The 24,475-nt window shown below is 68.6% G+C and carries 26 protein-coding genes; 15 read left to right on the top strand and 11 right to left on the bottom strand.

The window, feature by feature from the left end; translation table 11 throughout:
- The first annotated feature begins 2 nt into the window (after positions 1-2).
- Entirely contained in the window at positions 3-761 is a 759-nt protein-coding gene (locus AC4FS2_RS03080) for a DUF1275 family protein (RefSeq protein ID WP_491153611.1), read from the top strand.
- On the opposite strand, the gene AC4FS2_RS03075 is transcribed toward AC4FS2_RS03080, so the two are convergent.
- A complete protein-coding gene (locus AC4FS2_RS03075; protein ID WP_491153613.1) occupies positions 758-1,840 on the bottom strand; it encodes a DNA glycosylase AlkZ-like family protein in 1,083 nt (360 codons plus the stop codon). The genes AC4FS2_RS03080 and AC4FS2_RS03075 overlap by 4 nt on opposite strands.
- 153 nt (positions 1,841-1,993) lie before the next feature.
- On the opposite strand from AC4FS2_RS03075, the gene AC4FS2_RS03070 reads away from it, so the two are divergent.
- A complete protein-coding gene (locus tag AC4FS2_RS03070; protein ID WP_491153615.1) occupies positions 1,994-2,170 on the top strand; it encodes a DUF2188 domain-containing protein in 177 nt (58 codons plus the stop codon).
- 56 nt (positions 2,171-2,226) lie between these two features.
- On the opposite strand, the gene AC4FS2_RS03065 is transcribed toward AC4FS2_RS03070, so the two are convergent.
- Complete coding sequence (locus AC4FS2_RS03065; RefSeq protein ID WP_491153617.1) at positions 2,227-2,565, bottom strand: sugar ABC transporter ATPase; 339 nt, start codon at positions 2,563-2,565, stop codon at positions 2,227-2,229.
- Positions 2,566-2,727: 162 nt separating this feature from the next.
- Here AC4FS2_RS03065 and AC4FS2_RS03060 point away from each other — a divergent pair, with 162 nt between their 5' ends.
- Complete coding sequence (locus AC4FS2_RS03060) at positions 2,728-3,567, top strand: SDR family oxidoreductase (RefSeq protein ID WP_491153618.1); 840 nt, start codon at positions 2,728-2,730, stop codon at positions 3,565-3,567.
- Between the two features lie 45 nt (positions 3,568-3,612).
- Here the strand turns inward: AC4FS2_RS03060 and AC4FS2_RS03055 are convergent, their stop codons facing one another.
- The gene (locus tag AC4FS2_RS03055) at positions 3,613-4,371 is read right to left on the bottom strand and encodes a LuxR C-terminal-related transcriptional regulator (RefSeq protein WP_491153620.1); all 759 of its coding nucleotides are present in this window, start codon (positions 4,369-4,371) and stop codon (positions 3,613-3,615) included.
- A gap of 221 nt (positions 4,372-4,592) precedes the next feature.
- Here AC4FS2_RS03055 and AC4FS2_RS03050 point away from each other — a divergent pair, with 221 nt between their 5' ends.
- From AC4FS2_RS03050 to AC4FS2_RS03035, 4 genes are all read left to right on the top strand, one after another.
- Positions 4,593-6,125, top strand: coding sequence for a thioester domain-containing protein (locus AC4FS2_RS03050; RefSeq protein ID WP_491153621.1), 1,533 nt, complete (start codon positions 4,593-4,595; stop codon positions 6,123-6,125).
- 86 nt (positions 6,126-6,211) lie between these two features.
- The gene (locus tag AC4FS2_RS03045) at positions 6,212-7,621 is read left to right on the top strand and encodes a thioester domain-containing protein (protein ID WP_491176361.1); all 1,410 of its coding nucleotides are present in this window, start codon (positions 6,212-6,214) and stop codon (positions 7,619-7,621) included.
- Positions 7,622-7,727: 106 nt separating this feature from the next.
- Positions 7,728-8,555, top strand: coding sequence for a universal stress protein (locus tag AC4FS2_RS03040; protein WP_491153624.1), 828 nt, complete (start codon positions 7,728-7,730; stop codon positions 8,553-8,555).
- Positions 8,556-8,623: 68 nt separating this feature from the next.
- Entirely contained in the window at positions 8,624-9,031 is a 408-nt protein-coding gene (locus tag AC4FS2_RS03035; RefSeq protein ID WP_491153626.1) for an HIRAN domain-containing protein, read from the top strand.
- 33 nt (positions 9,032-9,064) lie between these two features.
- Here the strand turns inward: AC4FS2_RS03035 and AC4FS2_RS03030 are convergent, their stop codons facing one another.
- From AC4FS2_RS03030 to AC4FS2_RS03015, 4 genes are all read right to left on the bottom strand, one after another.
- Entirely contained in the window at positions 9,065-10,273 is a 1,209-nt protein-coding gene (locus tag AC4FS2_RS03030; RefSeq protein WP_491153628.1) for a Fic family protein, read from the bottom strand.
- A gap of 17 nt (positions 10,274-10,290) precedes the next feature.
- Complete coding sequence (locus AC4FS2_RS03025; protein ID WP_491153630.1) at positions 10,291-13,050, bottom strand: cation-translocating P-type ATPase; 2,760 nt, start codon at positions 13,048-13,050, stop codon at positions 10,291-10,293.
- A 136-nt stretch (positions 13,051-13,186) separates the two neighbouring features.
- Positions 13,187-13,357: a CsbD family protein gene (locus tag AC4FS2_RS03020; protein WP_484509786.1), complete on the bottom strand. Its 171-nt coding sequence runs from the start codon at positions 13,355-13,357 to the stop codon at positions 13,187-13,189.
- 101 nt (positions 13,358-13,458) lie between these two features.
- On the bottom strand, positions 13,459-14,505 hold the full coding sequence (locus AC4FS2_RS03015) for a YihY/virulence factor BrkB family protein (protein ID WP_491153632.1): 1,047 nt from the start codon (positions 14,503-14,505) through the stop codon (positions 13,459-13,461).
- Positions 14,506-14,715: 210 nt separating this feature from the next.
- Between AC4FS2_RS03015 and AC4FS2_RS03010 the strand changes: the two genes are divergently transcribed.
- The 5 genes from AC4FS2_RS03010 to AC4FS2_RS02990 all read left to right on the top strand — a co-directional run bounded on the left by AC4FS2_RS03010 (position 14,716) and on the right by AC4FS2_RS02990 (position 18,060).
- On the top strand, positions 14,716-14,898 hold the full coding sequence (locus tag AC4FS2_RS03010; protein ID WP_491153634.1) for a hypothetical protein: 183 nt from the start codon (positions 14,716-14,718) through the stop codon (positions 14,896-14,898).
- A gap of 114 nt (positions 14,899-15,012) precedes the next feature.
- Complete coding sequence (locus tag AC4FS2_RS03005; protein ID WP_491153635.1) at positions 15,013-15,951, top strand: DUF1990 family protein; 939 nt, start codon at positions 15,013-15,015, stop codon at positions 15,949-15,951.
- 142 nt (positions 15,952-16,093) lie between these two features.
- Positions 16,094-16,288 (top strand): hypothetical protein, encoded by a 195-nt coding sequence (locus tag AC4FS2_RS03000; RefSeq protein ID WP_491153637.1) that lies wholly within the window; start codon positions 16,094-16,096, stop codon positions 16,286-16,288.
- A gap of 168 nt (positions 16,289-16,456) precedes the next feature.
- Positions 16,457-17,191: an alpha/beta fold hydrolase gene (locus AC4FS2_RS02995; RefSeq protein WP_491153639.1), complete on the top strand. Its 735-nt coding sequence runs from the start codon at positions 16,457-16,459 to the stop codon at positions 17,189-17,191.
- Between the two features lie 101 nt (positions 17,192-17,292).
- Entirely contained in the window at positions 17,293-18,060 is a 768-nt protein-coding gene (locus AC4FS2_RS02990) for an SDR family oxidoreductase (protein WP_491153641.1), read from the top strand.
- A 317-nt stretch (positions 18,061-18,377) separates the two neighbouring features.
- On the opposite strand, the gene AC4FS2_RS02985 is transcribed toward AC4FS2_RS02990, so the two are convergent.
- The 4 genes from AC4FS2_RS02985 to AC4FS2_RS02970 all read right to left on the bottom strand — a co-directional run bounded on the left by AC4FS2_RS02985 (position 18,378) and on the right by AC4FS2_RS02970 (position 21,276).
- A complete protein-coding gene (locus AC4FS2_RS02985) occupies positions 18,378-19,121 on the bottom strand; it encodes an SDR family NAD(P)-dependent oxidoreductase (RefSeq protein WP_491176359.1) in 744 nt (247 codons plus the stop codon).
- Between the two features lie 4 nt (positions 19,122-19,125).
- The gene (locus AC4FS2_RS02980; protein WP_491153645.1) at positions 19,126-19,887 is read right to left on the bottom strand and encodes an SDR family oxidoreductase; all 762 of its coding nucleotides are present in this window, start codon (positions 19,885-19,887) and stop codon (positions 19,126-19,128) included.
- 79 nt (positions 19,888-19,966) lie between these two features.
- A complete protein-coding gene (locus tag AC4FS2_RS02975) occupies positions 19,967-20,386 on the bottom strand; it encodes a sigma-70 family RNA polymerase sigma factor family protein (RefSeq protein ID WP_491153647.1) in 420 nt (139 codons plus the stop codon).
- Positions 20,383-21,276 (bottom strand): RNA polymerase sigma-70 factor, encoded by an 894-nt coding sequence (locus AC4FS2_RS02970; protein WP_491153650.1) that lies wholly within the window; start codon positions 21,274-21,276, stop codon positions 20,383-20,385. The genes AC4FS2_RS02975 and AC4FS2_RS02970 overlap by 4 nt, the downstream gene beginning before the upstream one ends.
- A gap of 242 nt (positions 21,277-21,518) precedes the next feature.
- Here AC4FS2_RS02970 and AC4FS2_RS02965 point away from each other — a divergent pair, with 242 nt between their 5' ends.
- From AC4FS2_RS02965 to AC4FS2_RS02955, 3 genes are all read left to right on the top strand, one after another.
- Positions 21,519-22,265: an alpha/beta fold hydrolase gene (locus tag AC4FS2_RS02965; RefSeq protein ID WP_491153652.1), complete on the top strand. Its 747-nt coding sequence runs from the start codon at positions 21,519-21,521 to the stop codon at positions 22,263-22,265.
- 66 nt (positions 22,266-22,331) lie between these two features.
- Positions 22,332-23,114, top strand: a complete 783-nt coding sequence (locus AC4FS2_RS02960; protein ID WP_491153654.1) for an SDR family oxidoreductase — start codon at positions 22,332-22,334, stop codon at positions 23,112-23,114.
- Positions 23,114-24,034: an alpha/beta fold hydrolase gene (locus AC4FS2_RS02955; protein ID WP_491153656.1), complete on the top strand. Its 921-nt coding sequence runs from the start codon at positions 23,114-23,116 to the stop codon at positions 24,032-24,034. The genes AC4FS2_RS02960 and AC4FS2_RS02955 overlap by 1 nt, the downstream gene beginning before the upstream one ends.
- Positions 24,035-24,475: the final 441 nt, after the last annotated feature.

Genomic DNA, 24,475 nt, shown 5'->3' with positions numbered 1-24,475 from the left:
ACATGCCCCGCGAGCCCAACTCCTCGGTCGACTCGCGGGTTGTACGACTCATCCACGGAGCTCTCATCCTGCTCTCCTTCTCAGCGGGAGCAGCCGATGCCTTCGCATTCTTGGCTGTCGGCGGGATCTTCACGGCGAATATGACCGGGAACCTGATCCTGATCGGCATGTTCAGCCGCCCGGAGTTCGGCCTCACTCTCCTCGCGGCAACCGTGGCGATCGTCTCCTTCGGCGGCGTGGCGTACGGGGCCTTCCGGCTCACCTCCGCGCCGACCAGCGCAGGCGCAACGGCGCCCGCCGCCCTTCGCCGCCTCATCCTTCCTTCATTGGCGTTGCAGACGATGGTGGTGATCATCTGGGCGGTGGCCTCTGGGAGCGGAACGGTCGAGCGGTGCACGGTGATCGCGCTGTCGGCGGCCGCACTGGCGCTGCAAACGGTCGCGGCGAAGAAGCTCTCCGACATCGACGGTCTCACCACGACCTACGTCACCGGCACGATCACGGCCACGATGCAGCATCTCGCTGAGCACAAGGACGAGGGCCAGCGAGTGCGGATGCTCTCCATCCTGGCGCTCCCGATTGGTGCCGTCTGCGCCACAGCCGTGTTCGTGTTCGCGGAAGACCTCGGCCCGGTGGTGGCGTGGGTGGCAGCCGGGCTGGCCGCCCTCATGCTCCGCCACGGAAGCCACATCCGTGACGAGGGCGGATCTCCCCCGGTCGGGCCGTCCGGACCTCGCCGGTTTCCGGCCCCGACCGCCTAAGGCCCGTCAACCACAGGAAGCCCGAGCCACTCCCCCAGGTCGGCGATTTCAGCCCGCACCATCTCCTCCTCCTCCGGTTCGAAGGGGAGGAATTCGTGCAGAGCGTTGATGCGGAACACCTCCTGCGTGCGGTCGACCTCGGCATCCAGCATCCCGACGAAGCGATCGCCGAGGAGGATCGGATGCGCGAAGTAGCCGTAGGTGCGCTGCGCCTTCGGCTTGAACTGCTCGAGGACGTACTCGAACTCGAAGATGTCACGAAGTCGCGGGCGGTCGAAGAGCATCCCGTCGTAGGGATTCAGGAAGGCGACGCGCCCGCCAGGGTCCTCCTCGTCCAGCGCGGCAAGAGCCTCCGGGTCGACGCGCCACCTCGACGACAGCCCTTCGATGACGGCGGGCTCACCGGCGTCGCCCACCGGCGTCCAGGTCGACTTCCACTTCGACAGACCCACCGCCTGGAGCCGACGCTGGTGGCGTAGGTGCTCGGCCTCCTCCTCGCCATACTCCGGGAGGTCCTGCGGGTAGACCCGCTCGGCAAGGTCCCACCGGCGCTGGCGCCCCTTTCTGCTGTGAACGGCGACGATGCCCTGTCGCATCAGGAATTCCAGCATGTGGGGCACCTGGTTCGACCCTGACCACCCGTCGGGGGCACGCCTCACCTCCGCAGTGTCAGGAATCTCGCTGGCAAGCAGCGGGCCCTCTGCACGAAGCCGTGACATCACCTCGTCGCGGAACCGTGCGTTCGCTTCGAGCCACTGCTTGCTGCTCTCCCGCTGCGGCCACCGCCTCATCGCCGGGAGCAGCAGGGGCAATGCGCTCATCGGCCGGAAGGTACCGTCGAATTCGAACAGGACCCGATCGACTTCCACCGCCTTCTGGAGTTGCCCGGGCTCGTACGACCAGCCGATGCGCGACCAGAGCATGGTGTGCTCGCACGGAGCGATCGTGGCGGTCGGATCGATCTTGATGTAGTCCAGCTGCTCCGCCACTTCCACGACATCGCCCGGACGTTCCGCGTCCAGCAGCTGCGCTCGCACGGCGATGCGGCGCGCCTGGTCGAGAGTGAGGCGATGCGTCACGGGACCGACGCTAGCGGTACGGACGGACACACCACCACGCCACAACGTCCCGGCGCGGAACACATGCGGACGCTGATGGTCGCGTCACCGCGGTCCGGGACATATCGTCAGAACTACGTGGCGGAATCACCCGCGTGCGGGAAGGAGATCACCGTGACCGATGAAGCTGTTGTCACCCGACCCAACCGTGGTCAGTGGGAAAACGTCGTGCCGGGCCACCCGGAGCTGTCCGAGAGTTTCGGCTCCCGTGAGGAGGCCGTCGACATCGGCCGGGCGGTCGCCGACGAGCTCGGTCTGCACCACCAGGTCCTGGACTCGGACGAGCAGTAGGCCCGAGGAGCACGCCGGGCAGCGACCCTTGAAGAGGCGCCACCCGGCGCTGCGGGTCAGTAGTCTATGGGCGACAGGTCGCCGTTGCCGTCTTCGCCGAGCTCGGCGATCTCGGGGTCTTGGCCCTGGGTCTCCGGCCGCTGCCACCCGGCGGCGAGGTCCTCGGCCGGGATCTGGTCGTCCGGGCCGGGAATCTGCGCCGGGTCGTCGCCCGTCGCTGTCGCCGGATCGAGGTCCTCCGGCGCGACGCCTTCGTCGAGAGCAATCGTCCGGTCCCACTCCGCCTGAGCGGGGTCGGCATCCGGATCGGCCTCCAACGATGCGTCGCCGTCCTGCAGCGGCTGGATGCCCACGTCCTCGGTTTCTGCGAACGAATCTGAACTGCTGTCGCTCATGGTGCTCCTCTCGTTGATTCCATCGAACGAGGTCGCAGCCTGGCGGAGGGGGGCCTTGACAAGGAGCGGGGCCGTGCGCCCTGTCAACCCCGCTGAAGAAATCCGGCGGATGCGGTCGAGTCGACAGGAACACACGTTCCGATCATTTTCAGGAGGTCGCGCATGAACCAGCCCGCGCAGCAGCAGCCGGTACCCGGATCCGACCAGAAGATGGACCCGAAGCCCGACTACGGCGAGGACAGCTACCGCGGTTCCGGCCGGCTCGAGGGCAAGGTCGCGCTCATCACCGGTGGCGACAGCGGCATCGGCAAGGCCGTCGCACTGGCTTATGCCCGGGAGGGCGCGGACGTCGCGATCAGCTATCTCAACGAGCATGAGGACGCCGAGGAGGCGAAGAGATTCATCGAGGACGCCGGCCGCAGGGCACTCCTCCTCCCTGGCGACATCTCCGACCCCGCGCATTGCCGATCGCTGGTCGCGAAGACGATCGAAGAGCTGGGCGGCCTCGACATTCTCGTCAGTAACGCCGCATTCCAGATGGATCACCCGAGCCTCGAGGAGGTCTCCGACGAAGAGTGGGACTACACCTGGGCGACCAACGTCAGCGCCTTCTTCCACCTGGTGAAAGCGTCGTTGCCACACCTCAAGGCCGGGGCATCCATCATCGGGTCGTCCTCGATCCAGTCCGATCAACCCTCGCCGAACCTGCTGCCCTACGCCGCGACCAAGGCCGCGATCGCGAGCATGGTCGCCTCCCTCGCCCAGATGCTCGGCGACCGCGGCATCCGTGCCAACAGCGTCGCGCCCGGGCCGGTGTGGACGCCACTGATCCCCGCCACGATGCCGCCCGATACCGTCGCCAGCTTCGGGGAGCAGACACCCCTGGGTCGCGCCGCACAGCCGGCCGAGCTCGCGCCGGTGTACGTGCTGCTGGCGTCGGATGAGGCGAGCTATGTCTCCGGTGCCCGCATCGCTGTGACCGGCGGCAAGCCGATCCTCTGAGGCCGGTCGGCGGCGGTACAGGTCGAGGTCCCGCCGCCGACCTTTTCAGAACGACGCGCCGGGTCGACGCACCAGGTCACCGTTCCCCACCGGCTGAGTTTCACGCGGACTCTCGTTCGCGTTCTGTCTCATCTGGTAGATCGCTGCCTGAGTGCGGTGTTCCACGTGCAGCTTCGCCATCAGCGCGGAAACGTAGTTCTTCACCGTCTTCTCCGCCAGGCCGAGCCGCCCACCGATCTCCCTGTTCGTCAGCCCGGTCGCGATCAGGCCCAGCACCTGTTTTTCGCGGGTGGTCAGGTGTGGATCCTGTGCCGAGACGGCCGCGGGTGTCAACGGGGGCTGCACATCGCCCGTCGGTCTCGTCGTCATGCGCTGACCGCGTGCCACCCTGCGGATGACCTCGAGCAGTACGCGCGCTCGCACGTCGTCCGTCAGGAAACCGTCAGCACCGCTGGCGGCCGCGGCGCGGCGTGTCTCCTCCCGGTCGGTGCAGCCGATGAGCACGCACCGGATACGCCGATTCTTCAGGCGGATCCCGCGCGCGAGATCCACCACGTCGTCATCGGGCGGACACGCGTCGATGATCACCACGTCGGTGCGGGTCTGGGCGATCCGCCGGCTGCTTCCGCTTTGGAGCGGGGCCTCTCCGACCAGCACGAGGCCGGGCGTGCTCTCGACGAGCTGTCGCAAACCGCGCCTCATGAGCTCTCGCGCGTAAACGACGAAGATCCTCACCGTCGGTGTTTCGGGGCTCGATGAGCACACATCTTCGGCCGTCCGTGCGACCTCTTCGTCTCCGAACATGGGGGCACCCTCCCGTCCAGGTGGGCACAGAGTAAGCGCACATCCGGCGCCCGTCTAGGGGCAGGTGCGGCACGTCGTTTCGTGCCTTAAGTCCTCAGGACCTTCGACCCTTCTACCGCCGTACCGCCCGCGATTCACTGAGGATGCGTCATCAATCTCCCTGGATGCGAACGACGCGGAATCGCCTCCGTCGCCCCTCGTCACCGACGAAAGGTCGCCCCGTGACCGGACAGCGCCGCCTTCGGTCCCGTCGGCCCCGTCAACGCACCACAGCCACAACCGCCTGGCTCTCCGCGATCACCGCGGTGGGTGTTCTCGCCTTGGCGATCTTCCCCGCCGGAGGAGCGGCGAACGCGTGGATCGAGGACGGGGCGCCGGTCATCGAGTCGCCGGACGGGCCGGACACCGCGATCGAGCTGGCGTCGACCGGCGCGGGCCAGAGGATCAGCGGCGGATATCCGGCCACCGCCGTCGTGCCGGATCCGCAAGCGGACTACCCTGCCGCACCCCCCGCGGGGTATACCGTGCGGAGCGGGTTCGCCGGCGTGCTCAACGTGGCCCGCGTCTCGGATCTGAGCCAAAGGGGGCAGGTGTTCTGCATCAGCGCTCGCACCCCCGCGTACGTCGGTGTCGGGTACGAGTCCGGCTCCTGGAGCGAGTCGGAGGTAGCGAACCTCGGGCAGGTGGCCTACATCCTGAACAACTACTACCCGGCCGTCCCCGGCGCCCCGGCCACGCTGGGCACGCCGAACCAGCGCGCCGCCGCGGTACAGGCGGCGATCTGGTACTTCACCGACGGCTTCGTGCTCGACCCTGCCGACAGCGTCCGTGCCGCCACGGCCGAGATCATCGCCGACGCGCAGGGGAACTCCCCGGCCCCGGAGCCTGAGCTCCCGCTCGCCATCACTCCGGCCTCGAGCTCCGTGGGGGTGGGCTCCCTCGCCGGACCGTTCACCGTCACCGCCGACGCCGCGGCGGTGACCCTCGCTGTCCCCGCCGGATACGCCATGTACGGCAGTGCGGTCGGGGGCACCCCTCTCCCCAACCCGTACACCACCACCTCGGGCGCACAGGTGTGGGTCGGCAGCGACTCCGGCGCGGCCGATACGACGGTCCTGACCGCGACCGCATCGGTCGCCGTGCCGCGTGGCCGGGTCTACCTCTACGACGGCCTGGCACCGGGCCTCCCGGAGTCCCAGCCTCTCATCCTCGCCGAGACGGCCCAGCTGGAGACGACGGCGACGGCGCAGGCGACCGCCGAGTTCTTCGCCGTGGCCGGCCTCACGATCACCAAGGTCTTCGCCGGTGACGCCGTCGGCCAGCAGGGAGCGATGGAGCTGGTCGTCGACTGCGGCGACGGGGTTCCGCGTTCGACGACCATCCCAGCCGGCGCGTCCACGACTCAGTCGTTCCCGTTCCCGGGTATTCGGGTGGGGGCCACGTGCGTCATCACCGAACCGACGACGGGTGCGACCACCGCGGTGGATGTGACCAGCGACGCGCCTCAGCAGGTCGTGATCACCGACACGGGCGCGACGGCGACGATCACCAACACCGTGACACGGCGTGGGGATGTGCCCGGAGTTCTCCCGGCGACGGGCACGGAAACTCCGTTCCCGCTCTTGTGGGGCGGCCTCGCGGGGCTGCTGGGGGGCGCCCTCCTGGTGGCCGCGCGTCTGACGCTCCTCCGCCAACCCGGGGCGACCGCCTTGGTCGTAGCCGCGCCCCCACACCGACGAAAGGCCTCCCCGTGACCTACTCGCGCCCCCGTCTTCGATCCCGGAACCCCGGCAGACGTCTCCCCGCGTCCGTCCTCTGGGCGACGGCCGCGATGGCCGGGATGGCCGCTCTCACCTTCGTCTTCTTCCTCCCGGTCGGGGGGTCTGCCCAAGCGAGGCTCACCGAGGAGTCTCCCATCATCGAATCGCCGGACGGACCGAACACCGATATCGAGGTGACCGGCGTCGGAACCGGAGCGAGGTTGACGGGAGGGTATCCGGCCACTCCGACGCCGCAGGATCCGACGGCGCCCTACCCCGCTGCACCCCCCGCGGAATACACCCAGGGCGGCGGCCTCACCGGGCTGATCAACACCGCGAGCGTGACTAATCCGGCACTGACCGCGGAGATGTACTGCATCGACGTCCGCGTCGGGACCCTGATCGGCGGCGGTTACGAGAACGCAACGTGGGACGAATCGAACGTCCAGAACCTCGGGTACGTCGCCTACATTCTGAACAACTTCTACCCCGCGGTCCCCGGCGAACCGGCGGGTCTGTCCGAAGGCGAACAGGCCGCCGCCGTGCAATCGGCCATCTGGTACTTCACGGACGGCTTCATCCTGAACGCAGGCTTGCCGATGCGGGCAGCGACGGCAGAAATCATCGCGGCCGCGCAGCTCAACGGCCCTGTGACCGAGCCGCCTCCCCCGGCGGTGTCCATCACTCCGCCCGCTGCCGCCGCGCCGGTGGGGTCGGCGGCCGGCCCGTTCACCGTGGCAACGGACGCCCCCAGCGTGACCCTCTCAGTACCCGACGGGTACACGATGTACGGTGACGCGGCGGCCACCGCTCCTCTCCCCAACCCCTACCCGACCACCTCGGGGGCCCAGGTGTGGGTGGGCAGCGGAACCGACGCGGTAGACGAGACGCTGCTGAGCGCTCGAGCGGTCGTGACCGTCCAGCGCGGGCGGGTGTACCTCTATGACGGTCTGGCACCGGGCGTCGATGAGTTGCAAAAACTCGTCCTTGCCGAGACGGCCACTTTGGAGGCCACCGCCCAAGCGCCTGCGGAGTTCTTCGCGGCGGCCAGTCTGACCGTCAACAAGGCCTTCACGGGCGCCGGAGTGGGCCAACAAGGGGCAAGTCAGCTGACCGTCGATTGCGGTGACGGCGTGGCACGGGTAGCGGACATCCCCCAGGGCGCGTCCACGACCCAGGTCTTCACCTTCCCGGGCATCGCCGTCGGCGCAACCTGCGTCATCGCTGAGCCCGCGACCGGTGCGACGTCCATGGTGGAGGTGACGACCGACGCGCCTCAGGAGGTCTTCATCACCGAGACGGGGGCAACGGCGACGATCACCAACACGGTGACGCGCCGCGCAGAGGTGCCCGGGGTGCTCCCGGCCACGGGAGCGGACACTCCCGCGCCTCTCCTCTGGGCCGGCGCCGGCGGCCTGGTGGTCGGCTCGCTGCTGGTCCTCGCCAGCCTGACGCGACGCAGGCCCTCCGCGGCGGCCCCGCCGCGGTGACACGGGACTCGGTGACGCGCGACGGAGCGGCTGAGCACCGTCCCGGCGCCCCGCGCTGCACGGGGTGTGGATGTCACGCCGATACGCTGGCAGCGGAGGCATACGCATGAACGGAACGATCCTGGTCGGGATGACCGACTCCCCAGCGGCGCGCGCGGCGGCGGAGTGGGCTGCCCAGCGCGCGTCCGATCGCGGCGATCGGCTGGTGCTGATGTCGGTCGTCGGCGGCGCGCTCGGCGTGGTCGGCGAGGGTGACGTCCTGGAACACGCCGTCGAGACGACCCGGGCGCAACTGGAGCGTGAAGCCGAACGGCTCGGCGCCGCGGAAGTGCGCGTCACGCGTGGCAAGCCGGTGGAAGAACTCCTGACCGCGTCCGAGACTGCCGACCTCCTCGTGATCGGCAGCGACTTCCGCGGCCCCCGATCAGGGATCACTCGTGGCCCCCATGGCGTGCGGGTCGCCGCCGCTGCATCGTGCCCTGTCGTCGTGGTACCCCAGTTCGACCTTGCCGGCCGCACCGGCGTGGTCGTCGGAGTCGACGGCTCCGAACTGTCGGAGGCCGCGATCCGATTCGCCGCCACCGAGGCGGATCGGCTGGGCGAGCCGCTGATCGCGGTCAGCGCGTGGACGCCCATCACCGCGACACTCGGCGTGATCACCTACCCCGACGACTATCGCGAGAACGCGCGGCGGCTGACAGAGGAGGCGATGGGGCTCTCCCTCGCCGGTCTTGCCCAGGACTACCCCGACCTCGAGGTGCGACGAATCGTCGAAGCCAGCGATCCCGCGATGCTCATCAATCGCGTGGCAGCCGACGCCCGCCTGGCAGTCGTGGGGTCTCGTGGGCGGGGAGCCGTCGCGCGCTTCCTGCTCGGGTCGACCAGCCACGATGTGCTCCTGACCCTGTCCACGGCCACCGCAGTCGTCCGCTGACACGCCGCGCGGTGCCTGCGGACGGCAGGCCGGGTGGTCTCACAGGCGCCGGCCGATACCGTCGATACATGCCTGTCTGGTGGGAACGCGTCCGACACCTGCTGTCGATGCCTGCGCTCGACCACGGGACGCTTCCCGACCTGCGCGCACTCGAGTCGACCCGAGTGCGGGTCAAGGGCACCCCGTACCGCGTTCACGATCCGGAGCGGGGCATCGCCGGTGATCGTCTGTACGTCCTGCGGCGGGAGCCCGGCAATCGACGCCACTCCGCCGCCATCGCGGTGTATGCGGAGGGCCGTGGAATCGGCTATGTCTCGACCGTGCGAGCCGAGCGGATGGCGCCGTTGCTGGACCGCATCGGTGGTGCTGCCCTGGTGAACGGGGTCGGCGCGGACACGGACAGCATCCGGTTATGGGTCGATCTCCCCGACGAAGATGCCCTCCGGGACTTCGTTCATTCCTACCCGCGGGATTGAGCCCTCACGCCTCTGTTGCCAGACGGTCTCCTGTCACCGGCCGGCGCGCATGCGCTCTTGAATACGGCGGTCGAGGTCGTCCAGCTCGGTCAGCACATCGGTTGCCACCCACACTCGGCCGCGCTTGCGCGCGGTGACCTCGCGGATCACGCCGGCCGCCTCGAGCCGCTCCACCGCCTGGTAGGCCTGCGCGCGCCCTGCCCCGGAGAACTGTTCGACCTCCGCAGCGCCCATTGCCGGGTGCTCCGCGAACGCGGGGATGAGCGCGGCAGCGGCAGACCCGCGTCTCGGCTTCGCCGCGGCGCCCCACGTCTCGGGGAGTTCCTTCACGCGGACGGCACCCACACGCGATTCGGTCGCGGCGACGCGCGCGCAGTTCGCGACCAGGACGATGATCGGCGAGGGGTCGCCGTCTCGGTACGCCACGAGCGATTCGAGGTACTCCGCCGGCCGCGCAAGCAGGCCGCAGGTCACCGGTACGAGCGCATGGCTGCTCACTCCCCTCCGCCGTAAGGAGGCGCCGAGGAGTGCGCGACCGATGCGGCCGTTACCGCGCACGAACGGACGGATCGAGAGGAACTGCGCGTGCCCGATCGCAGCCTGCACGATCACCGGGACGTCGTCGCGGTTGAGATACGCCACCAGATCCGCCAGCAGCGCCGGTACCCGGGCCGCAGTGGGTGGCATGTACGCCGCGTCTCGCGGAGCCCCGGCAGAGCCGATCCAGGTCTGCGTGTCACGCACCTGGCCGGCGACGAAGGCGCCCTCCGCAGCGCCTGCGAGAAGCACCGCATGGGCAGACCGGATGCCGTCGACGGTGAAAACCCCGTGGGCGTCGATGCTCCGGAGGAGGGCGTCCAGCGCCTCGCCGGCTCGAACCGCCCGCGTCGCGTTCTCGTCGTCGCCGAGCCCCGCCTCCGCCTTCGCGTACTCAGTGGGGCTCACCCCGATGCCGTCGATGCGTGAAGAGGCGATCGACTCGCATCGGATCATGAATCGCAGCACGGCCGCCGGCGCGCCTGCAGCTCCGGTGTCTGCCTGCGCGACCGCGATGAGCGCAGCCTCGCAGGTTCCGACGGTGCGCAGCGACGGAGAGTAGTCCAGGGCCGCGATGGTCGGAGGGATCGCGGCATCGACGGGGGCGGTGCCCGAACCATCTGCGGGGTCCTCGTACGCGTCGCGCGGAAGGGTCTCCGATCGGTGCGCCGGCCATACCTCAACGAATTCACCGAAGGAGTTCATAGCCGTACTCTGTCACGTTATTCCGGCTTAGCAGTCCTAACCGAGACTGAACCGCCCCCGGGAGCGTGCCGCCGCGGTCGGCGCTCCGCTGCGATGGCGAACGCCTTCTCCACCTCGACCGCGACGAAAATGGCCGCCGACAGTGCTCCCACGCGGAGCCACTCCTCCGGGCCGAGGGGTGCCGTGTGGAACCAGGACTGCATGAACGGCGCGTAGATCAGAAGCAGCTGAAGAACCACCAGCACACCGATCGAGTACCACACCACGGGGTTCCCGCTCAAGACGCGCCACGTGAAGCCGCTGCTGCGCAGGAACCTCGAATTGAAGAGGTACGCGACCTGGGCGAAGACGAGGAGCGTGACCGCGCTGGTCTGGGCCACCGCGAACGGCGAACCGGTGTTCATCTCGTAGAAGAACACCCCCGTGGATGCTGCGGCGATCAGCAGGGCCGCCCACCCCACGCGAGGAAACAGAATGCGATCGATCACCGGCCCCTTGGCATCCCGGGGTGGACGCTGCATGATGCCCCGCTCAGCCGGCTCGTACGCGAGAGCGATCGACAACGTGACCGCCGTGACGAGGTTGACCCACAACACCTGCGTCGGTTGCAGTGGCGGGACATACCCGACGAGCACGGCGGTGAGGACGACCAGCGCCTGCCCGAAGGTCGTCGGCAGGATGAACATCAGCGACTTCTGGATGTTGTCGAAGATGCGGCGGCCTTCCGACACCGCGCGCTCGATGGTGGCGAAGTTGTCGTCGGCCAGGACGATATCGGCGGCGTCCTTCGTCGCCTCGGTGCCATTGACGCCCATGGCGATCCCGATGTCGGCGCGGGCGAGGGCGGGCGCATCATTCACGCCATCGCCGGTCATCGCGACGACCTGGTCGCGGGATTGCAGCGCCCTCACAACCCTGATCTTGTGCTCGGGGCTGGTGCGCGCGAACACGTCGACGTCAGGGGCGATGTGGGCCAGTTCGGCATCGCTCATGGCGTCCACCTCCGCGCCGGTCACCACGAAGGGCGTAGCACCGAGCGCGATACCGAGGTCTCCGCCGATCGCCGCGGCGGTCACGGCGTGATCGCCGGTGATCATGGTGACGCGGATGCCGGCATCCCGGCACTCGTGGATCGCGCGGATCGCCTCGGGGCGTGGCGGGTCGGCGATGCCGACCAGTCCGAGGAAAGTGAGATCGCGGACCGTAGCGGGGCCGAGCACGTGCGAGGGGGACGCCGGAGCCGAGGCCGCGGCCAGGGTACGCAGACCTGCGCCGCCCAGCTCTGCGATCACGGCGTGCCATCGGCCGGCGTCCAGCGGCCGCACCGTTCCATCGGGGGCGAGCTCATCGCGGCAGCGCTCGAGCAGACGGTCGGGAGCGCCCTTGGCGATCACGTGCACCACGCCGTCGGCATCGCGATCGAGCACAGCCATGAACTTGAGCGCCGAGTCGAAGGGCAGCTCGTCGAGCCGGGTACGGCCCGCCGGGTCATAGCCCAGCTTCCGGGCGAGCACCACCAGGCTGCCCTCGGTCGGCGCGCCCACCACGGTCCACGCGTCGCCATCACGCCGCACCGCCGCGTCGTTGCACCGCGCCATGGCCGATACGAGCTCACCGAGGTCAGGCGCATCCGTCAGCGTCACCACGTCGCCGTCCGAACCGCGCACCTCGCCCTCCGGACGATAACCCTCGCCCGCGACGGCGTAGGTGTCGGCCGGTGTGACGGCAGCTCGCACCGTCATCTCGTTGAGCGTGAGCGTGCCCGTCTTGTCCGAGCAGATGGTCGTCACGGCCCCGAGCGTCTCGACGGCGGTGAGCTTGCGCGTGATCGCCTGCCGCTTCGCCATCTGCTGCACGCCGAGCGCGAGGGTGATGGTCACGATGGCCGGCAAGCCCTCCGGAACCGCGGCCACCGCGAAGGTGATCGCCGAATCCAGCAGCGACTCAGGGGACTGGTCATGCAGAACCAATCCGACGACCGTCATGACCGCCGCAGTGACGAGGATGAGGACCGCGATCTGCGTGCTGAGCGCCGCGAGCTGTCGGGTCAGCGGCGTCGTGAGGGGCTGCGCCTCGGCGATCAGGCTCTGGATGTGTCCGATCTCCGTGTCACCGCCCGTCGCGGTGACGACGCCGTCCGCGCTGCCACGCGTCACGAGCGTCCCCGAGTACGCCATTCCGACACGATCGCCGAGCCCGGCATCGAGGAGCGTCGCCTCGGTCGATTTGGCTACGGGCACCGACTCGCCCGTGAGCGCTGACTCGTCGATCTCCACCTGCGACGCGGACACCAGGCGCATGTCGGCGGGCACCTTGTCGCCCGCCCGGACGCGGACGATGTCCCCAGGCACCACGTCCTCCGCGGGGATCTCTGCCCAGCGCCCATCACGGCGAACGCGCGCAGACAGCGAGAGCATGTCGCGGATACCGGCGAGCGCCCGCTCGGCCTGCCCCTCCTGGAGGAACCCGATCAGTGCCGTGACGACGGCGACGGCGAGGATGACGCCGAAGTCCAGCCAGTCGCGGTAGACCACCTTGATGACCGCCGAGGCGAGCAGGATGTAGATGAGGATGTTGTTGAAATGGCCGAGCAGCCGCACCAGCGCTGGGCGGCGTCGCTGCTCGGGCAGCCGGTTCGGTCCCCCCTCCGCCAGCCGTGCCGTCGCCTCTGACGTCGACAGGCCCGCGCGGGACGAACCCAGCTCCTCCAGCACCGTCCGGGGAGCCTGGGCGTAGGCGTGGTCCGCAAGAGTACGGACACGTGCATCGAGGGCCATGGCCTCTGCACCCTACGCGTGCGGGGAGTCCGCGGGTAGGGTCCACGGTGACTTCGTTGCCCCTCGCCGGCCCGTGCTGAGGCGAAAAAGAGGAACGCCCCGACCGCGTGACGGTCGGGGCGTTCCTGGCTTCTGCTTACTTGAACGCGTCCTTGACGTTCTCGCCAGCCTTCTTCAGGTTGGCCTTCGTCTGGTCGGCCTTGCCCTCACGCTCCAAGTTCTCATCGTCGGTACCCTTACCGGCGGCTTCCTTGGCGTGACCGGCGGCGTCCTGGGCGGCGTTCTTGATCTTGTCATCGAGTCCCATGTGGTCTCCTCTCTCTGACGGCCGGGGGTGTATCCCCCGCGCTCTTACGCTACCCGCGGCAGACGTGCCGAAGATAGGCTCGCCAACCGGGGGATCGTGCGCTATGAGTCGTGATGCTCGCCGTGCTGCAGGCGGATGCGGCGGCCCTCCTCGATGTCCTTCTTCTCCTTCTCCGCCGCTTTGTCGCTCTTCTTCGTGTCGCGTGGCGGGAGCTGGATGTCCTCCTCCGCAGCGATCCCGGACTGCAACTGCCGCCCCCGCTCGAGCTCCGCGTCGAACTCGGCGCCGAACAGGATGGCGAGGTTCGCGATCCACAACCACAACAGGAACACGATCACGCCCGCGAGCGATCCGTACGTACGGTCGTAGTTGGAGAAGTTCGAGATGTAGAAGAGGAAGCCCGCCGTCGCGATGGCCAGGACGACGATCGCGATGATGGCCCCGATACTGATCCACCGGAACTTCGGCTGCTTGGCGTTGGGCGTTCCGTAATAGAGGAGCGCGATCGTCAGGACGACGATGATCAGCAGGACGGGCCACTTCGCGATCTGCCACACCGTCAGGGCGACCTCCCCCAGCCCGATGGCGCCGCCGATGGCTTCGGCGATCGGCCCGGAGACGACCAGAATGAGGGCGGAGAGGGTGACCAGGATGACGATGACGACGGTCAGCAGGAGCTGAACGGGCTTGAGCTTCCAGAAGGGTCGGCCCTCCTCGATCTCGTAGATCCGGTTCATCGCACGACTGAAGGCGCCGACGTACCCCGAGGCAGACCAGATCGCCAGCACGATACCGCTGACGAGAGCGAAGCCGGCGCCGGGCGAGGACGCGATCTGCTCGATCGGCCCGCGCAGGGCGTCGGCGGTGCCTCCCGGAGCGACCTGCTCGACGATGTCGAGCACGGCGTTGGCGGTCTGGTCGCCCTGCCCGAACACCCCCAGGAGGGAGAACACGGCGATCAGCCCGGGGAAGATCGCGAGCACGCCGAAGTACGTGAGCGCCGCCGCGATATCGAGACATTGATCCGAGGAGAACTCCCGGATCGCCTTGACGAAGACGTACTTCCAGGAACGCTTCGTGAGGTCGTTCGGAGAATCCGGCTTGGCGTCGCTCTCGGGGTGGGGTGCTGTCTTCTGGTTTTCCGACATGGTGGTCCTCTCGGATGCCGGTGGGGGCACCGGGCGTATCCGGTTTACGCGGAGCGAGCCCACTCGTCGGGCGGGTTGACTGCGCGCGAACGGTGTGTAGCGAGAAGGAGGGACCAGGCCGCACGCGGGAGACCGCTCGCGCAGTCGTCCGCAAGCCCCCCTTCACGCCGCGCGACGTGCGGTTGGCTGGGGCGAACCGAAAGGAGCACCATGACCGAATCCACCTCGCCCGACCGCCCCCAGAACGCCGGAGGCCAGCAGGACGACTCCTCCGCCGCCGACGACACTGCCGCCGAGACCGGCTCCGAGTCGCCCGAAGAGGGCGCCGCCGCCGAGGAGGCCGCCGCGGATGCGGTCGTCGACCCCGACACCGGGGGCGCCACGAGCATCTAGGCGCCGATCGGCCCCGTCATGTCCCGCTTTTGCAGCATCAGGCCATTGGAAAGCTGCAGAGACGGGACATGACGGGGCCGCCGGGGGGACGGGAGCGGGTGAGAGGATCCCAGGGTGCCGAGTCGATTCACCCTCCACACCGCAACCGATGCGGCGCAGCAGCGGTTATTCGACGCCTCCCTCAGCATCGACGCCCATGTCGACTCGATGAGCGGATCCCGCGAGCGCGCCGTGGGTGGCGTCACGAGCGGGAACATCGGGCTCGGCGAGTACGTGACGTGGCGGGCGCGGCACTTCGGCGTCTGGTTCCGGATGACGTCACGCATCACTTCGCTCGAGTCACCGAACCGCTTCGTAGATGAGCAGGTGAGCGGCCCCTTCCGGTCCTTCCACCACGAGCACGTCTTCGATCGATCCGGCGAGGTCACCGTTATGACGGACACGCTGACGGTCGCCTCTCCCGTCTTCGGACGGCTGGCCGAGGGGCTCGTCCTCGTCCCGTACTTGCGCCGGCTCATCCGCCGCCGCAACGAACATCTCGTTGCCTCCCTCGGCGCCAACATCCGCCACCGAGCCGACACCGCCCCCGGCGTGGAACCCTGGCAGGTCCCGGCATCCCGGCTCCGCAGGTATCAGCGCACGGTGACCCTCGGAGCCGGTGAGGAACTCTGGTCTCGCGCATCGGCCGATCTCCTTCGATGGAGAGTCAAGACGCGGAGCGGATTCGACGTCGCCCCCTCCGCCCCCGCGCAGGTGGGCGCACGGCCTACCATCACGGTGCGGATCGCAGGTCTCCGCATCCGCGAGCCGGTCGAGGTGGTCGACGTCGTGGAGCGGCCGGATCGGGTGGGATTCGCGTACCGCACGCTTCCGGGGCATCCGGTGCGCGGAGAGGAGGCGTTCATCCTGGCACGGGCCGGAGATACGGTGACCCTGACGATCCGCTCTCTCACCGGCCCTTCCCGCTCGCCCGGGTGGTTCGTGCTCTACCCGCTGCTGCGGGTCGCGCAGCTGATCGCCCGTCGCCGGTACCGGTCTGCGCTCATCCGGTGAGGCCGGCGGGCGAGCCGCACGGCCTCGGATGCGCGGCGAGACCGGCGTGCCGAGGCCGGCTCGGCCACCGGCCTCGGCTTCGTCAACCCGTTGCCGGTCTCCAGCCCGAAATGACACGCTTCAGGAGACGAAAGGGAGCGCCATGAGCAACTCAGCCGACGCCGACGAACAGCGCAACGACGACGACATGCCCTCGACGGACGACCTTCAGGAACCGAGCGTCGCCAAGGAGCCCGGGGAGGAGCAGAAGGCGGACAAGCCCCTCGACCCTGAACCCGACCACGAGGCCGTGGGGATCGGCGTCATCGACAGCGCCGACCCGGATGGGGAAGCCTGAGGCCGCCGGGGCACGAAAGGTCAACCGAACACCTCGCTCGTCCACCGCGCTCTGGCGGCGGACGGCGCGAGGCTCTATCGTGACGGCCAAGCGCCAGGGGACATTGACACGACGCGACTCGCACCATCCACACTCTCGCCGCTCGGCGACGTCATGGAGGAAAGTCGAATGTCTTCGAACACCAAGCCCACGATCGTGCTCGTCCACGGCGCCTGGGCAGACGCATCCAGTTGGAATGCCATCGTCCGGCCGCTGCAGGCGGAGGGCTACACCGTTCTGGCGCCGCCGAACGAGCTTCGGGGGCTGACCGCGGATGCGGCCTACATCGCGTCCTTCCTGGCGCAACGCACGAGCGGCCCGGTGGTCCTGGTCGGTCATTCGTACGGGGGTGCGGTGATCACGAACGCCGGTGCGCAGGCGGGTGATGTGCGGGCGCTCGTCTATGTCGACGCTTTCATCCCCGATGAGGGCGAGACCGTGGTCGGCATCCTGGAGGGCTCCGGATCGGCGCTGGCCGTGGCCGACCCGACAACGGTTCTCGATCTCGCCGGCTACCCCGGCGCCCCCGAAGGTGCCGCGGATGCGTTCCTCAAGCCCGACGCCGTGCACACGGCGTTCGCTCAAGACCTCCCCGAAGCCGACCGCTGGCTGATCGTCGCGACACAGCGGCCCGCCTCGCTCGTCGCGAACGTCACCCCGTCCGGCCCCCCGGCGTGGAAGTCGATCCCCAGCTGGGCGGTGCTCGGCACTGACGACCTCACCATCCCGATCGAGACGCAGCGCCGCATGGCCGAGCGCGCCGGCGCGACCATCACCGAGGTGAACGCGTCCCACGTGTCGATGGTGTCGCAGCCCGAAGCCACCCTCGCTGCGATCCGGGCGGCTGCCGACTCCATCGCCTGAGCGACAGACGCTCCTGTCACAAATCCAGCCCGCTTCCGGTCAATACTTCCGAGAGGCGAGCGCTGCCCACCGGCGCCGCCGAGAGCGGAGGGGCGTGCGTCATGAAGGTCGTCGTTGTGGGAGGAACAGGGTTGATCGGCACGCGCACAGTGGCACAGCTGCGTGCGCGAGGACACGACGTCGTGGCCGCATCGCGCGCCACGGGTGTGAACTCCTTCACCGGAGAGGGACTCGACACGGCGCTGGAGGGCGCCGCGACCATCATCGACGCATCGAACTCGTCCTACGCGGACGAGGCGGGTGCCCGGGAGTTCTTCTACGGCTCCACGCTGAATCTGCTCACATACGGAGCCGCGCACCGGGTGGGCCATCACATCACGCTCTCGGTCGTCAATACGGATCGTCTCGCGCGTGCTGAGGGCGCGTACTTCCAGGCGAAGGCCGAGCAGGAGAGGCTCGTCGTCACAGCGGGCCGCCCCTACACCCTGGTGCACGCGACGCAGTTCTTCGAGTTCATCCGCAGCATCACGGATGCCGCCACCCGCACCGGCATCGCCCATGTCGCCGACCTTCGCTTCCAGCCCATGGCCGCGGACGATGTGGCGGCGGCGCTGGTCACGGCCGCGGAGGCAGGCCCCGGAGACGGCATCGTCGAATACGCCGGTCCGGAGATCTTCGAGCTACGGGATCTGGCCGAGCGGGAAATGAGGATCGGCCGAGACGAGAGGGAGGTGGTGGCGGATCCCCTGGCCACCTACTTCGGCGCCCGACTCACCCGCGACGACCTGCTCCCCTCCCCTGCCGCGCACATCGCGCCGACCCGATTCGAACAGTGGCAGCGGCGGGCGCGTCCTGTGCCCGCCGGATGATCCGAGATCGCTGCGGCCCTCCCCGGTGGTCTCCGCCGTCGGGGCGCGAACAGCAGCGTGACCGCCGACCCAGCCGACCTCGCGGCCCCCGCTCCTGAGCAGATCGCAGGGATCCTCGAGGTCAGCCCGGCGAACGCCCGACAGCTCGTCAGCCGCGCTCGACAACACCTCAAGAGGCGAGGCGACGCCGGGTGGGCGGGGAACAACGCAGCCGCCTGTTCCGCGCCTTTCTGGAGGCTGCCCGCGGTGGTGACCGCCAGCGCTTGGAGACCCTGCTCGCCGAGGATGCGGTCAGCTACACCCTGACCGCCACCCGGTCAACGCGTCTGATCGGTGGGCCTGACGAGTATCTCGTTCACGGCCACGTGGTCGGGCTGGGTGAGGGCGTACACGATCGCGTTCGCGATGTCGTCCGGCTGGAGGCGCCGCATCCCGGCCGCCAGCTCCGCGGCTGCCGCCCGCATCGACGGGTCTGTGATGTGCTCGGTCAATTCGGTGTCGACGAAGCCCGGCTGCACGACGATGACCCGGACGCCGCGCTCGGTCACCTCCTGTCGCAGCGACTCCGTGAAGGCGGAGATGCCGAACTTCGTCGCGGCGTACACGCCGCTGCCGAGGGACGCGATCCGGCCGGACGTGGAAGACACCTGAACCACTGCGCCGCGGCTGTCGAGAAGATGGGGAAGCGCCGTGTGGACTGCGTACATCGACCCGAGGAGGTTGGTGGCGACCATCCGGTCCCACTCCCCGAGGTCGCCGCCCAGGATCATCCCGCTTTGCATCAGCCCTGCGTTGTTGACCAGCACGTCCAGTCGGCCGAATCGGTGAACCGTGGCCTCGACAGCTCTACGCACCGACTCCCTGTCGGTCACGTCCAGCGGGAGTGGCAGGATCTCCCCGTCCACGGCCGCTGCGATCGAGGAAAGCCGGTCCGACCTCCTCGCCCCCAGCGCCACGGAGGCGCCCTGCCGTGCGAGCGCCACGGCGGTGGCACGGCCGATTCCTGATGACGCTCCCGTCACCAACGCCACCTTCCCCTTGAGCGGGTGCCCCGCACTCACCTCGTCACCCGCGGGGCGGGTTGGCCGGGAGCCAGTCCTCGAGCCGGGTCTCGAAGATCTGCGCGCCGTCGACGGGGATGAGGGTGCGCTCGTCGATGTGGGCGCCGTAGTACTGCGCATCGGGGTCCTGCACGACGCTGCGCGCATCGTGGCGGAAAGCCAGCCCGCGACGGACGAATTCGTCCATGGTGAAGGTCTCCGGGCCGGCGATCTCGATATCGCCGTTGACCGGCTCGCCCGCCGCTGTGCGCGCGACAGCGGTCGCGACATCCTCGGCGGCGATCGGCTGAATCAGAGCGCCCGGCAGGTGGACGGCGCCATCATCCTTCATCGAGATGTCGGCGATGCTGCCCAGGAACTCGAAGAATTGCGTCGCGTGCACCAGCGAGTACGGGACTCCCGATTCGCGAATGAGCTTCTCCTGCGCCGTCTTCGCGTGGAAGTACGGGATGTTCTGCGGGCGATTGGTGCCGACGATCGTCAGGGCGACGTGGTGCCCGACTCCCGCTGCCGCTTCCGCCGCCAGCAGGTTCTTCGTCGACGTCGTGAAGAAGTCCATGACGTCCTGTGCCGCGAACGAGGGCGAGTTCGAAACATCGACGACCACCTGCGCCCCCTGCAGCGCTTCGGCGACGCCCGCGCCGGTGATGCTGTCGACTCCCGTGTTGGGTGAAGCAGCGACAGCCTCATGTCCGTGTTCCGTGAGTTTCGCGACGACCTTGGACCCGATGAGCCCCGTGCCGCCGATGACGACGATCTTTGCCATGTCCTTGCCTTTCGTTCCGATGGCACCCAGTAGCGCCTCGATAGTTCTGACCAGGAGCAGGACACATGTGTGACGGTGGCTACTGCCCGTTCCAGTGGTGCAGTTTGTCGGGGTTCGCGACCACCCAGACGTCGGAGATGCGGGGACCGTGCATGTGAGCGACGACGACGGCGACGGCAGTGTCGCCTCGCCGATAGACCAGCGCCGGCGAGCCGTTCACCGAGGCCACCGTCGAGGAGCCGCCGAGGGCTCCGCCCAGCATCTGGAGCAGGATCGCGGCCACTTCGGAGCGCCCGCGTACGGGTACCGGGGGTGCGGGTACCCGGCCTCCGCTGTCAACCACGAGCGTCACGCGGCGGCGGAGGGCGGTCTCCAGACGCGCGCGATCACCGTCTCTGAGTGCACCGCGCAGGTGCTCGACGACGACTCGCAGGTGCCGCGCGGAACGCTCGGTGCGGGAGACTCGGTGCGACCACGGCCGGGCTGGTCGTGGGGTCATGCCCCAGCCGGAACGACGTGCCGCAGTTTCGCGGGACTCATCACCCACAGGAGCTGCGCGATCCCGTCCTCCGCCGCCGTCACCGTGACCACCGTCGTCACGGTGCCCTCCTCGGACAGTGTGGCGGCCGGTTGACCGTTGATCTGCACCCAGCCGATCGTCTTGCCGGTCCAGAAGTGTCCGGAGAACGCCGCGACGAATGTAGCCACCCGCGTTCTTCCCGACACGGGGATGCGGGCAGCCAGCTTCACACCGTTGCCGTCGGTGTAGCTCACGACGTCTGCCGTGAACAGGTTCTCCAACGCAGCGACGTCGCCGCCGCGCGCAGCGACGAGGAACGCCTCGAGCAATCGCTTATGGTCGGTTGGGGGCACGGGAGTACGACGCTCCTCGGCGAGGTGCTTCCGCGCCCGGCTGACCAGCTGGCGGGCGGCAGGAACCGATGATCGTACGATGTCGGCGATCCGCTCGTACGGGTAATCAAGTGCCTCGCGCAGCACGTACGCCGCTCGCTCGGTGGGGGTGAGCTTCTCCAAGAGCAGCAGAACCGCGAACTGGAGAGCCTCCCCGCGCTCCGCGCCGAGCGAGGGGTCGTCCTCCGTATTGACCGGCTCGGGGAGCCACGGGCCGATGTACGTCTCCCGACGGGAGCGGGCCGACTGCATCTCGTTGATGCAGAGCCTCGTTGTCACCGTCGTGAGGAAGGCCGCCGGTTCACGCACCGACTCATGGTCGGCATGCTGCCACCGGAGCCATACCTCCTGCAGGATGTCCTCGGCGTCCGCGACGCTCCCCAGCATGCGATAGGCGATGCCGAACAAGCGTCTGCGCTCGCGTCCGAAGACCTCTGTGGGCAGCGTCCCGAAGCCCGTCGCATCTGCAGGGCGCATGTCAGACCTCATCCTCTTGGCTCGAGGGCTCACCGCACGCCCCTCGTAGGAATGACCGGACAGCGCCCTCAGATGTGACGGAGAGCAGCTCCCGGCTTCCACCCTGACGCACGGATCTCCTCGACGTAACCCACGCGCCGTCACATCGCCGGCGTGGTACCGGTCGTAACTCTCAAGAAGCCTTCTGCTCTCCCGGGCGAAGGACGGAAGCCGCACAACCCGTAGTGAAAGGAACCGAACTCATGTCCGAACCCAAACCCACCGTCGTCCTCGTCCACGGCGCCTTCGCCGAATCGGCCTCCTGGAACGCCGTGATCGCCGAGTTGCTGGCGCACGGCATTCCCGTCGTGGCGGCGGCCAACCCGCTGCGCAGTCTCTCCGGCGACGCCGCATATGTGCGCGATGTCATCGCGTCGGTCGACGGGCCCGTCGTTCTCGTCGCTCACTCGTATGGGGGCATGGTGATCACCGAAGCGGCATCTGCGAACGACTCCGTGGTCGGCCTCGTCTACGTCGCCGCGTTCGTCCCCGATACGGGACAAAGCGCGTTCGACCTTTCCACCAGCGAGCCGGGGAGCACCCTCGGCGACGCCCTGGTCGCCTATCCGGTAACCACCGGGGGCAACGAGTTCGCGATCCGCCCCGATGTCTTCCATCACCAGTTCGCCGCGGATGCCTCGGACGCCGACGCCGCGCTGATGGCCGCGACCCAGCGTCCCGTCACACAGGCCGCGCTCTCCGAAGGGCTCCTCACCGACCGACCGGCGTGGAAGGACATCCCGTCCTGGCACGTCTTCGGCGACCAGGATCTCAACATCCCCGTGGCTGTTCACCGCGCCGGGGCTGAGCGCGCAGCATCCCGCGGCATCCGCGAGATCAGCGGCGCCTCCCACGCCCTGTCGGTATCGCAGGCCGGTGCCGTCGCGGCGACCATCGCCGAAGCCGGCAGGGCGTACATCGCTGAGCACTCTGCGACCGCCAACGTCTGACACCCACCGAGATGGCGCCGCCGGCATGAAGGGAGGCGCCATCTTCCGAAGGAAGGTAAGAAGCTCATGAAGATCGTCATCGTAGGCGGGACGGGGCGGATCGGGTCGCGAGTCGCGGCGAAGCTGACCGGCCACCAGGTCGTGATCGCCTCACCATCGACCGGAGTCGACTCCGTCACCGGCGCGGGGCTTGGTGAGGCCCTCGCCGGCACCGACGTCCTTCTCGACGTGACCCGGCCGCGCATCTACGACGCGGAGTCGGTCCGCGTCTTCTTCACCCGCTCCACCGCGAACCTCCTCCGGGAGGGTGCCGAGGCCGGCGTCCGGCACCATATCGCTCTCACGCCGGTCGGCACTCAGCACCGTCCGACGATCCCGTATTACGCGGCCAAACGGGTGCAGGAAGAGCTCATCCGAGCGTCCGGCCAGCCCTACACCCTTGTCCACGCGACGCAGGTGTTCGAGTTCCTGGGCGAGATCGCGGATGTGGCGACGGTCGAGGACACGGTGCGGCTGCCGGGGATCATCGTCCAACCGATCGCCGCTGACGATGTCGCTGATGCGCTCGTGGAGACCGCCAGCGCCCCGCCGCTGAACGGCGACATCCGCATCGCCGGGCCCGACCGACTCCCCCTCGACGACTTCGTCCGCCGGGGGCTCGTGGCGCGCAACGACTCCCGTCGGGTGCTGCGAGACCCCCGCGCACTGTACTTCGGCGGACGTGTCGGAACGCGCGATCTGCTCCCCGGCCGCGGCGCGAGAGTGTTCCCCACCCACTTGGAGGCCCTCCTCTCACTGCTGCGTGACTCCGCGACGACCGGCTCGAACCCTCTCCCCGAGGACCTGTGATGTCGCTTCCCTTCACGACCGTCGCCGCCGGCGACCTGTCCGTCGGGTACGTGGATACTGGGGACCCGACCGCTGCGCCTGTCGTGCTCCTCCATGGATTTCCCTACGACATCCACAGCTACGTCGATGTCGTGCCGTTGCTCGCCGACGCGGGGTTCCGTGTGCTCGTGCCCTACCTCCGCGGGCACGGCCCCACGCGATTCCTCGACGACACGGGTTTCCGCTCGGGTCAGCAGGCCGCACTCGGCGCGGATCTCCTGGCCTTTCTGGACGCGCTCGACCTCTACGAGCCGATCCTCGCCGGCTACGACTGGGGCGGCCGTGCGGCCTGCGTCGTCGCCGCGCTCCAACCGGAGCGCATCTCCGGCCTGGTGTCGGTGAACGGGTATGTCATCCAGGACATCGCCGCATCCCGCACTCCGATCCGCCCCGACCTCGAAGCCGGATTCTGGTACTTCTGGTATTTCGCGACGGAGCGGGGCCGGGCAGGGCTCGACGCCAACCGTCGACAGATCGCCGAGGTGCTCTGGAGACGCAACTCGCCCGACTGGCGGTTCACCGAGGATGATCTCGCCCGCGCTGCAGCTGCGTTCGACAATCCCGACTACGTCGACGTGGTGATCCACTCCTACCGGCACAGGCTCGGGCTCTCACCCGGGGATGCACGTTATGAGGATGCGGAACGGCGGCTTGCGACGCTGCCTCCGATCCCCGTTCCGACCGTGACGCTCGATGGGCTCGCCGACGGGAACTTCCCGGCGACGGACGGCTCACAGCACGCACGTTTCTTCACCGGCTGGCGGGAACACCGGCAGGTTCCACGCGCCGGTCACAATCTTCCCGCCGAGCAACCGCGCGCGTTCGCCGATGCGATCCTCGCGGTTGCGGAGCCGCCGGGCAACGGCGCCGGCACACCGTGAGCGCCCCGCGTTTCCCATAAACCCGGCACCGCGGACCTGTTCACCGGGTGCTGTAACGAGAAGGGACCGCGGGGTCTGAATGACCCGCGGTCCCTTTTCCGACTGGTGCCCCCGACTGGAATCGAACCAGCGACCTTTGGTACCGGAAACCTCATTCACGTCGGCGAATGGCGGCGATCACCAGCGAAAACCGCATGATTCCGCGGAGCCACAGACCTTTTGGATCATCGGTCTGCGGATAGATTCTCAAAGAGTGTTGTCACGATGTTGTCACGCGTAACAGAGAAAGACGGCGGTCGGCGGCCGTTGAGCACCCCCCGGCTCACCGCCTCTGACGTCGTGCGCCCAACACGGCCTTTCGCTCGCCGAAAAACAGTCGACGAACGAGGGCCAGCTTGTACGAACTGCCGAGTGTGAGCGGCGCTGAGAGGTCATTGGTGG

It is taken from the genome of Microbacterium sp. Z10_103, from assembly GCF_058310455.1.
The sequence above is the reverse complement of the archived record's forward strand: the minus strand, read 5'-3'. Positions and strand labels throughout refer to the sequence as shown.

What these genes read in the sequence shown, in the direction of transcription:
- AC4FS2_RS02965 (WP_491153652.1), top strand. Translation starts at nt 21,519, where the DNA reads ATGTCCGAACCCAAACCCACCGTCGTCCTCGTCCACGGCGCCTTCGCC.
- AC4FS2_RS03055 (WP_491153620.1), bottom strand. Translation starts at nt 4,371, where the DNA reads ATGTTCGGAGACGAAGAGGTCGCACGGACGGCCGAAGATGTGTGCTCA.
- AC4FS2_RS03080 (WP_491153611.1), top strand. Translation starts at nt 3, where the DNA reads ATGCCCCGCGAGCCCAACTCCTCGGTCGACTCGCGGGTTGTACGACTC.
- AC4FS2_RS02980 (WP_491153645.1), bottom strand. Translation starts at nt 19,887, where the DNA reads ATGGCAAAGATCGTCGTCATCGGCGGCACGGGGCTCATCGGGTCCAAG.
- AC4FS2_RS03025 (WP_491153630.1), bottom strand. Translation starts at nt 13,050, where the DNA reads ATGGCCCTCGATGCACGTGTCCGTACTCTTGCGGACCACGCCTACGCC.
- AC4FS2_RS02975 (WP_491153647.1), bottom strand. Translation starts at nt 20,386, where the DNA reads ATGACCCCACGACCAGCCCGGCCGTGGTCGCACCGAGTCTCCCGCACC.
- AC4FS2_RS02990 (WP_491153641.1), top strand. Translation starts at nt 17,293, where the DNA reads ATGAAGGTCGTCGTTGTGGGAGGAACAGGGTTGATCGGCACGCGCACA.
- AC4FS2_RS03000 (WP_491153637.1), top strand. Translation starts at nt 16,094, where the DNA reads ATGAGCAACTCAGCCGACGCCGACGAACAGCGCAACGACGACGACATG.
- AC4FS2_RS02960 (WP_491153654.1), top strand. Translation starts at nt 22,332, where the DNA reads ATGAAGATCGTCATCGTAGGCGGGACGGGGCGGATCGGGTCGCGAGTC.
- AC4FS2_RS03030 (WP_491153628.1), bottom strand. Translation starts at nt 10,273, where the DNA reads ATGAACTCCTTCGGTGAATTCGTTGAGGTATGGCCGGCGCACCGATCG.
- AC4FS2_RS02995 (WP_491153639.1), top strand. Translation starts at nt 16,457, where the DNA reads ATGTCTTCGAACACCAAGCCCACGATCGTGCTCGTCCACGGCGCCTGG.
- AC4FS2_RS02955 (WP_491153656.1), top strand. Translation starts at nt 23,114, where the DNA reads ATGTCGCTTCCCTTCACGACCGTCGCCGCCGGCGACCTGTCCGTCGGG.
- AC4FS2_RS03060 (WP_491153618.1), top strand. Translation starts at nt 2,728, where the DNA reads ATGAACCAGCCCGCGCAGCAGCAGCCGGTACCCGGATCCGACCAGAAG.
- AC4FS2_RS02970 (WP_491153650.1), bottom strand. Translation starts at nt 21,276, where the DNA reads ATGCGCCCTGCAGATGCGACGGGCTTCGGGACGCTGCCCACAGAGGTC.
- AC4FS2_RS03065 (WP_491153617.1), bottom strand. Translation starts at nt 2,565, where the DNA reads ATGAGCGACAGCAGTTCAGATTCGTTCGCAGAAACCGAGGACGTGGGC.
- AC4FS2_RS03015 (WP_491153632.1), bottom strand. Translation starts at nt 14,505, where the DNA reads ATGTCGGAAAACCAGAAGACAGCACCCCACCCCGAGAGCGACGCCAAG.
- AC4FS2_RS03040 (WP_491153624.1), top strand. Translation starts at nt 7,728, where the DNA reads ATGAACGGAACGATCCTGGTCGGGATGACCGACTCCCCAGCGGCGCGC.
- AC4FS2_RS03045 (WP_491176361.1), top strand. Translation starts at nt 6,212, where the DNA reads ATGGCCGCTCTCACCTTCGTCTTCTTCCTCCCGGTCGGGGGGTCTGCC.
- AC4FS2_RS03020 (WP_484509786.1), bottom strand. Translation starts at nt 13,357, where the DNA reads ATGGGACTCGATGACAAGATCAAGAACGCCGCCCAGGACGCCGCCGGT.
- AC4FS2_RS03010 (WP_491153634.1), top strand. Translation starts at nt 14,716, where the DNA reads ATGACCGAATCCACCTCGCCCGACCGCCCCCAGAACGCCGGAGGCCAG.
- AC4FS2_RS03035 (WP_491153626.1), top strand. Translation starts at nt 8,624, where the DNA reads ATGCCTGTCTGGTGGGAACGCGTCCGACACCTGCTGTCGATGCCTGCG.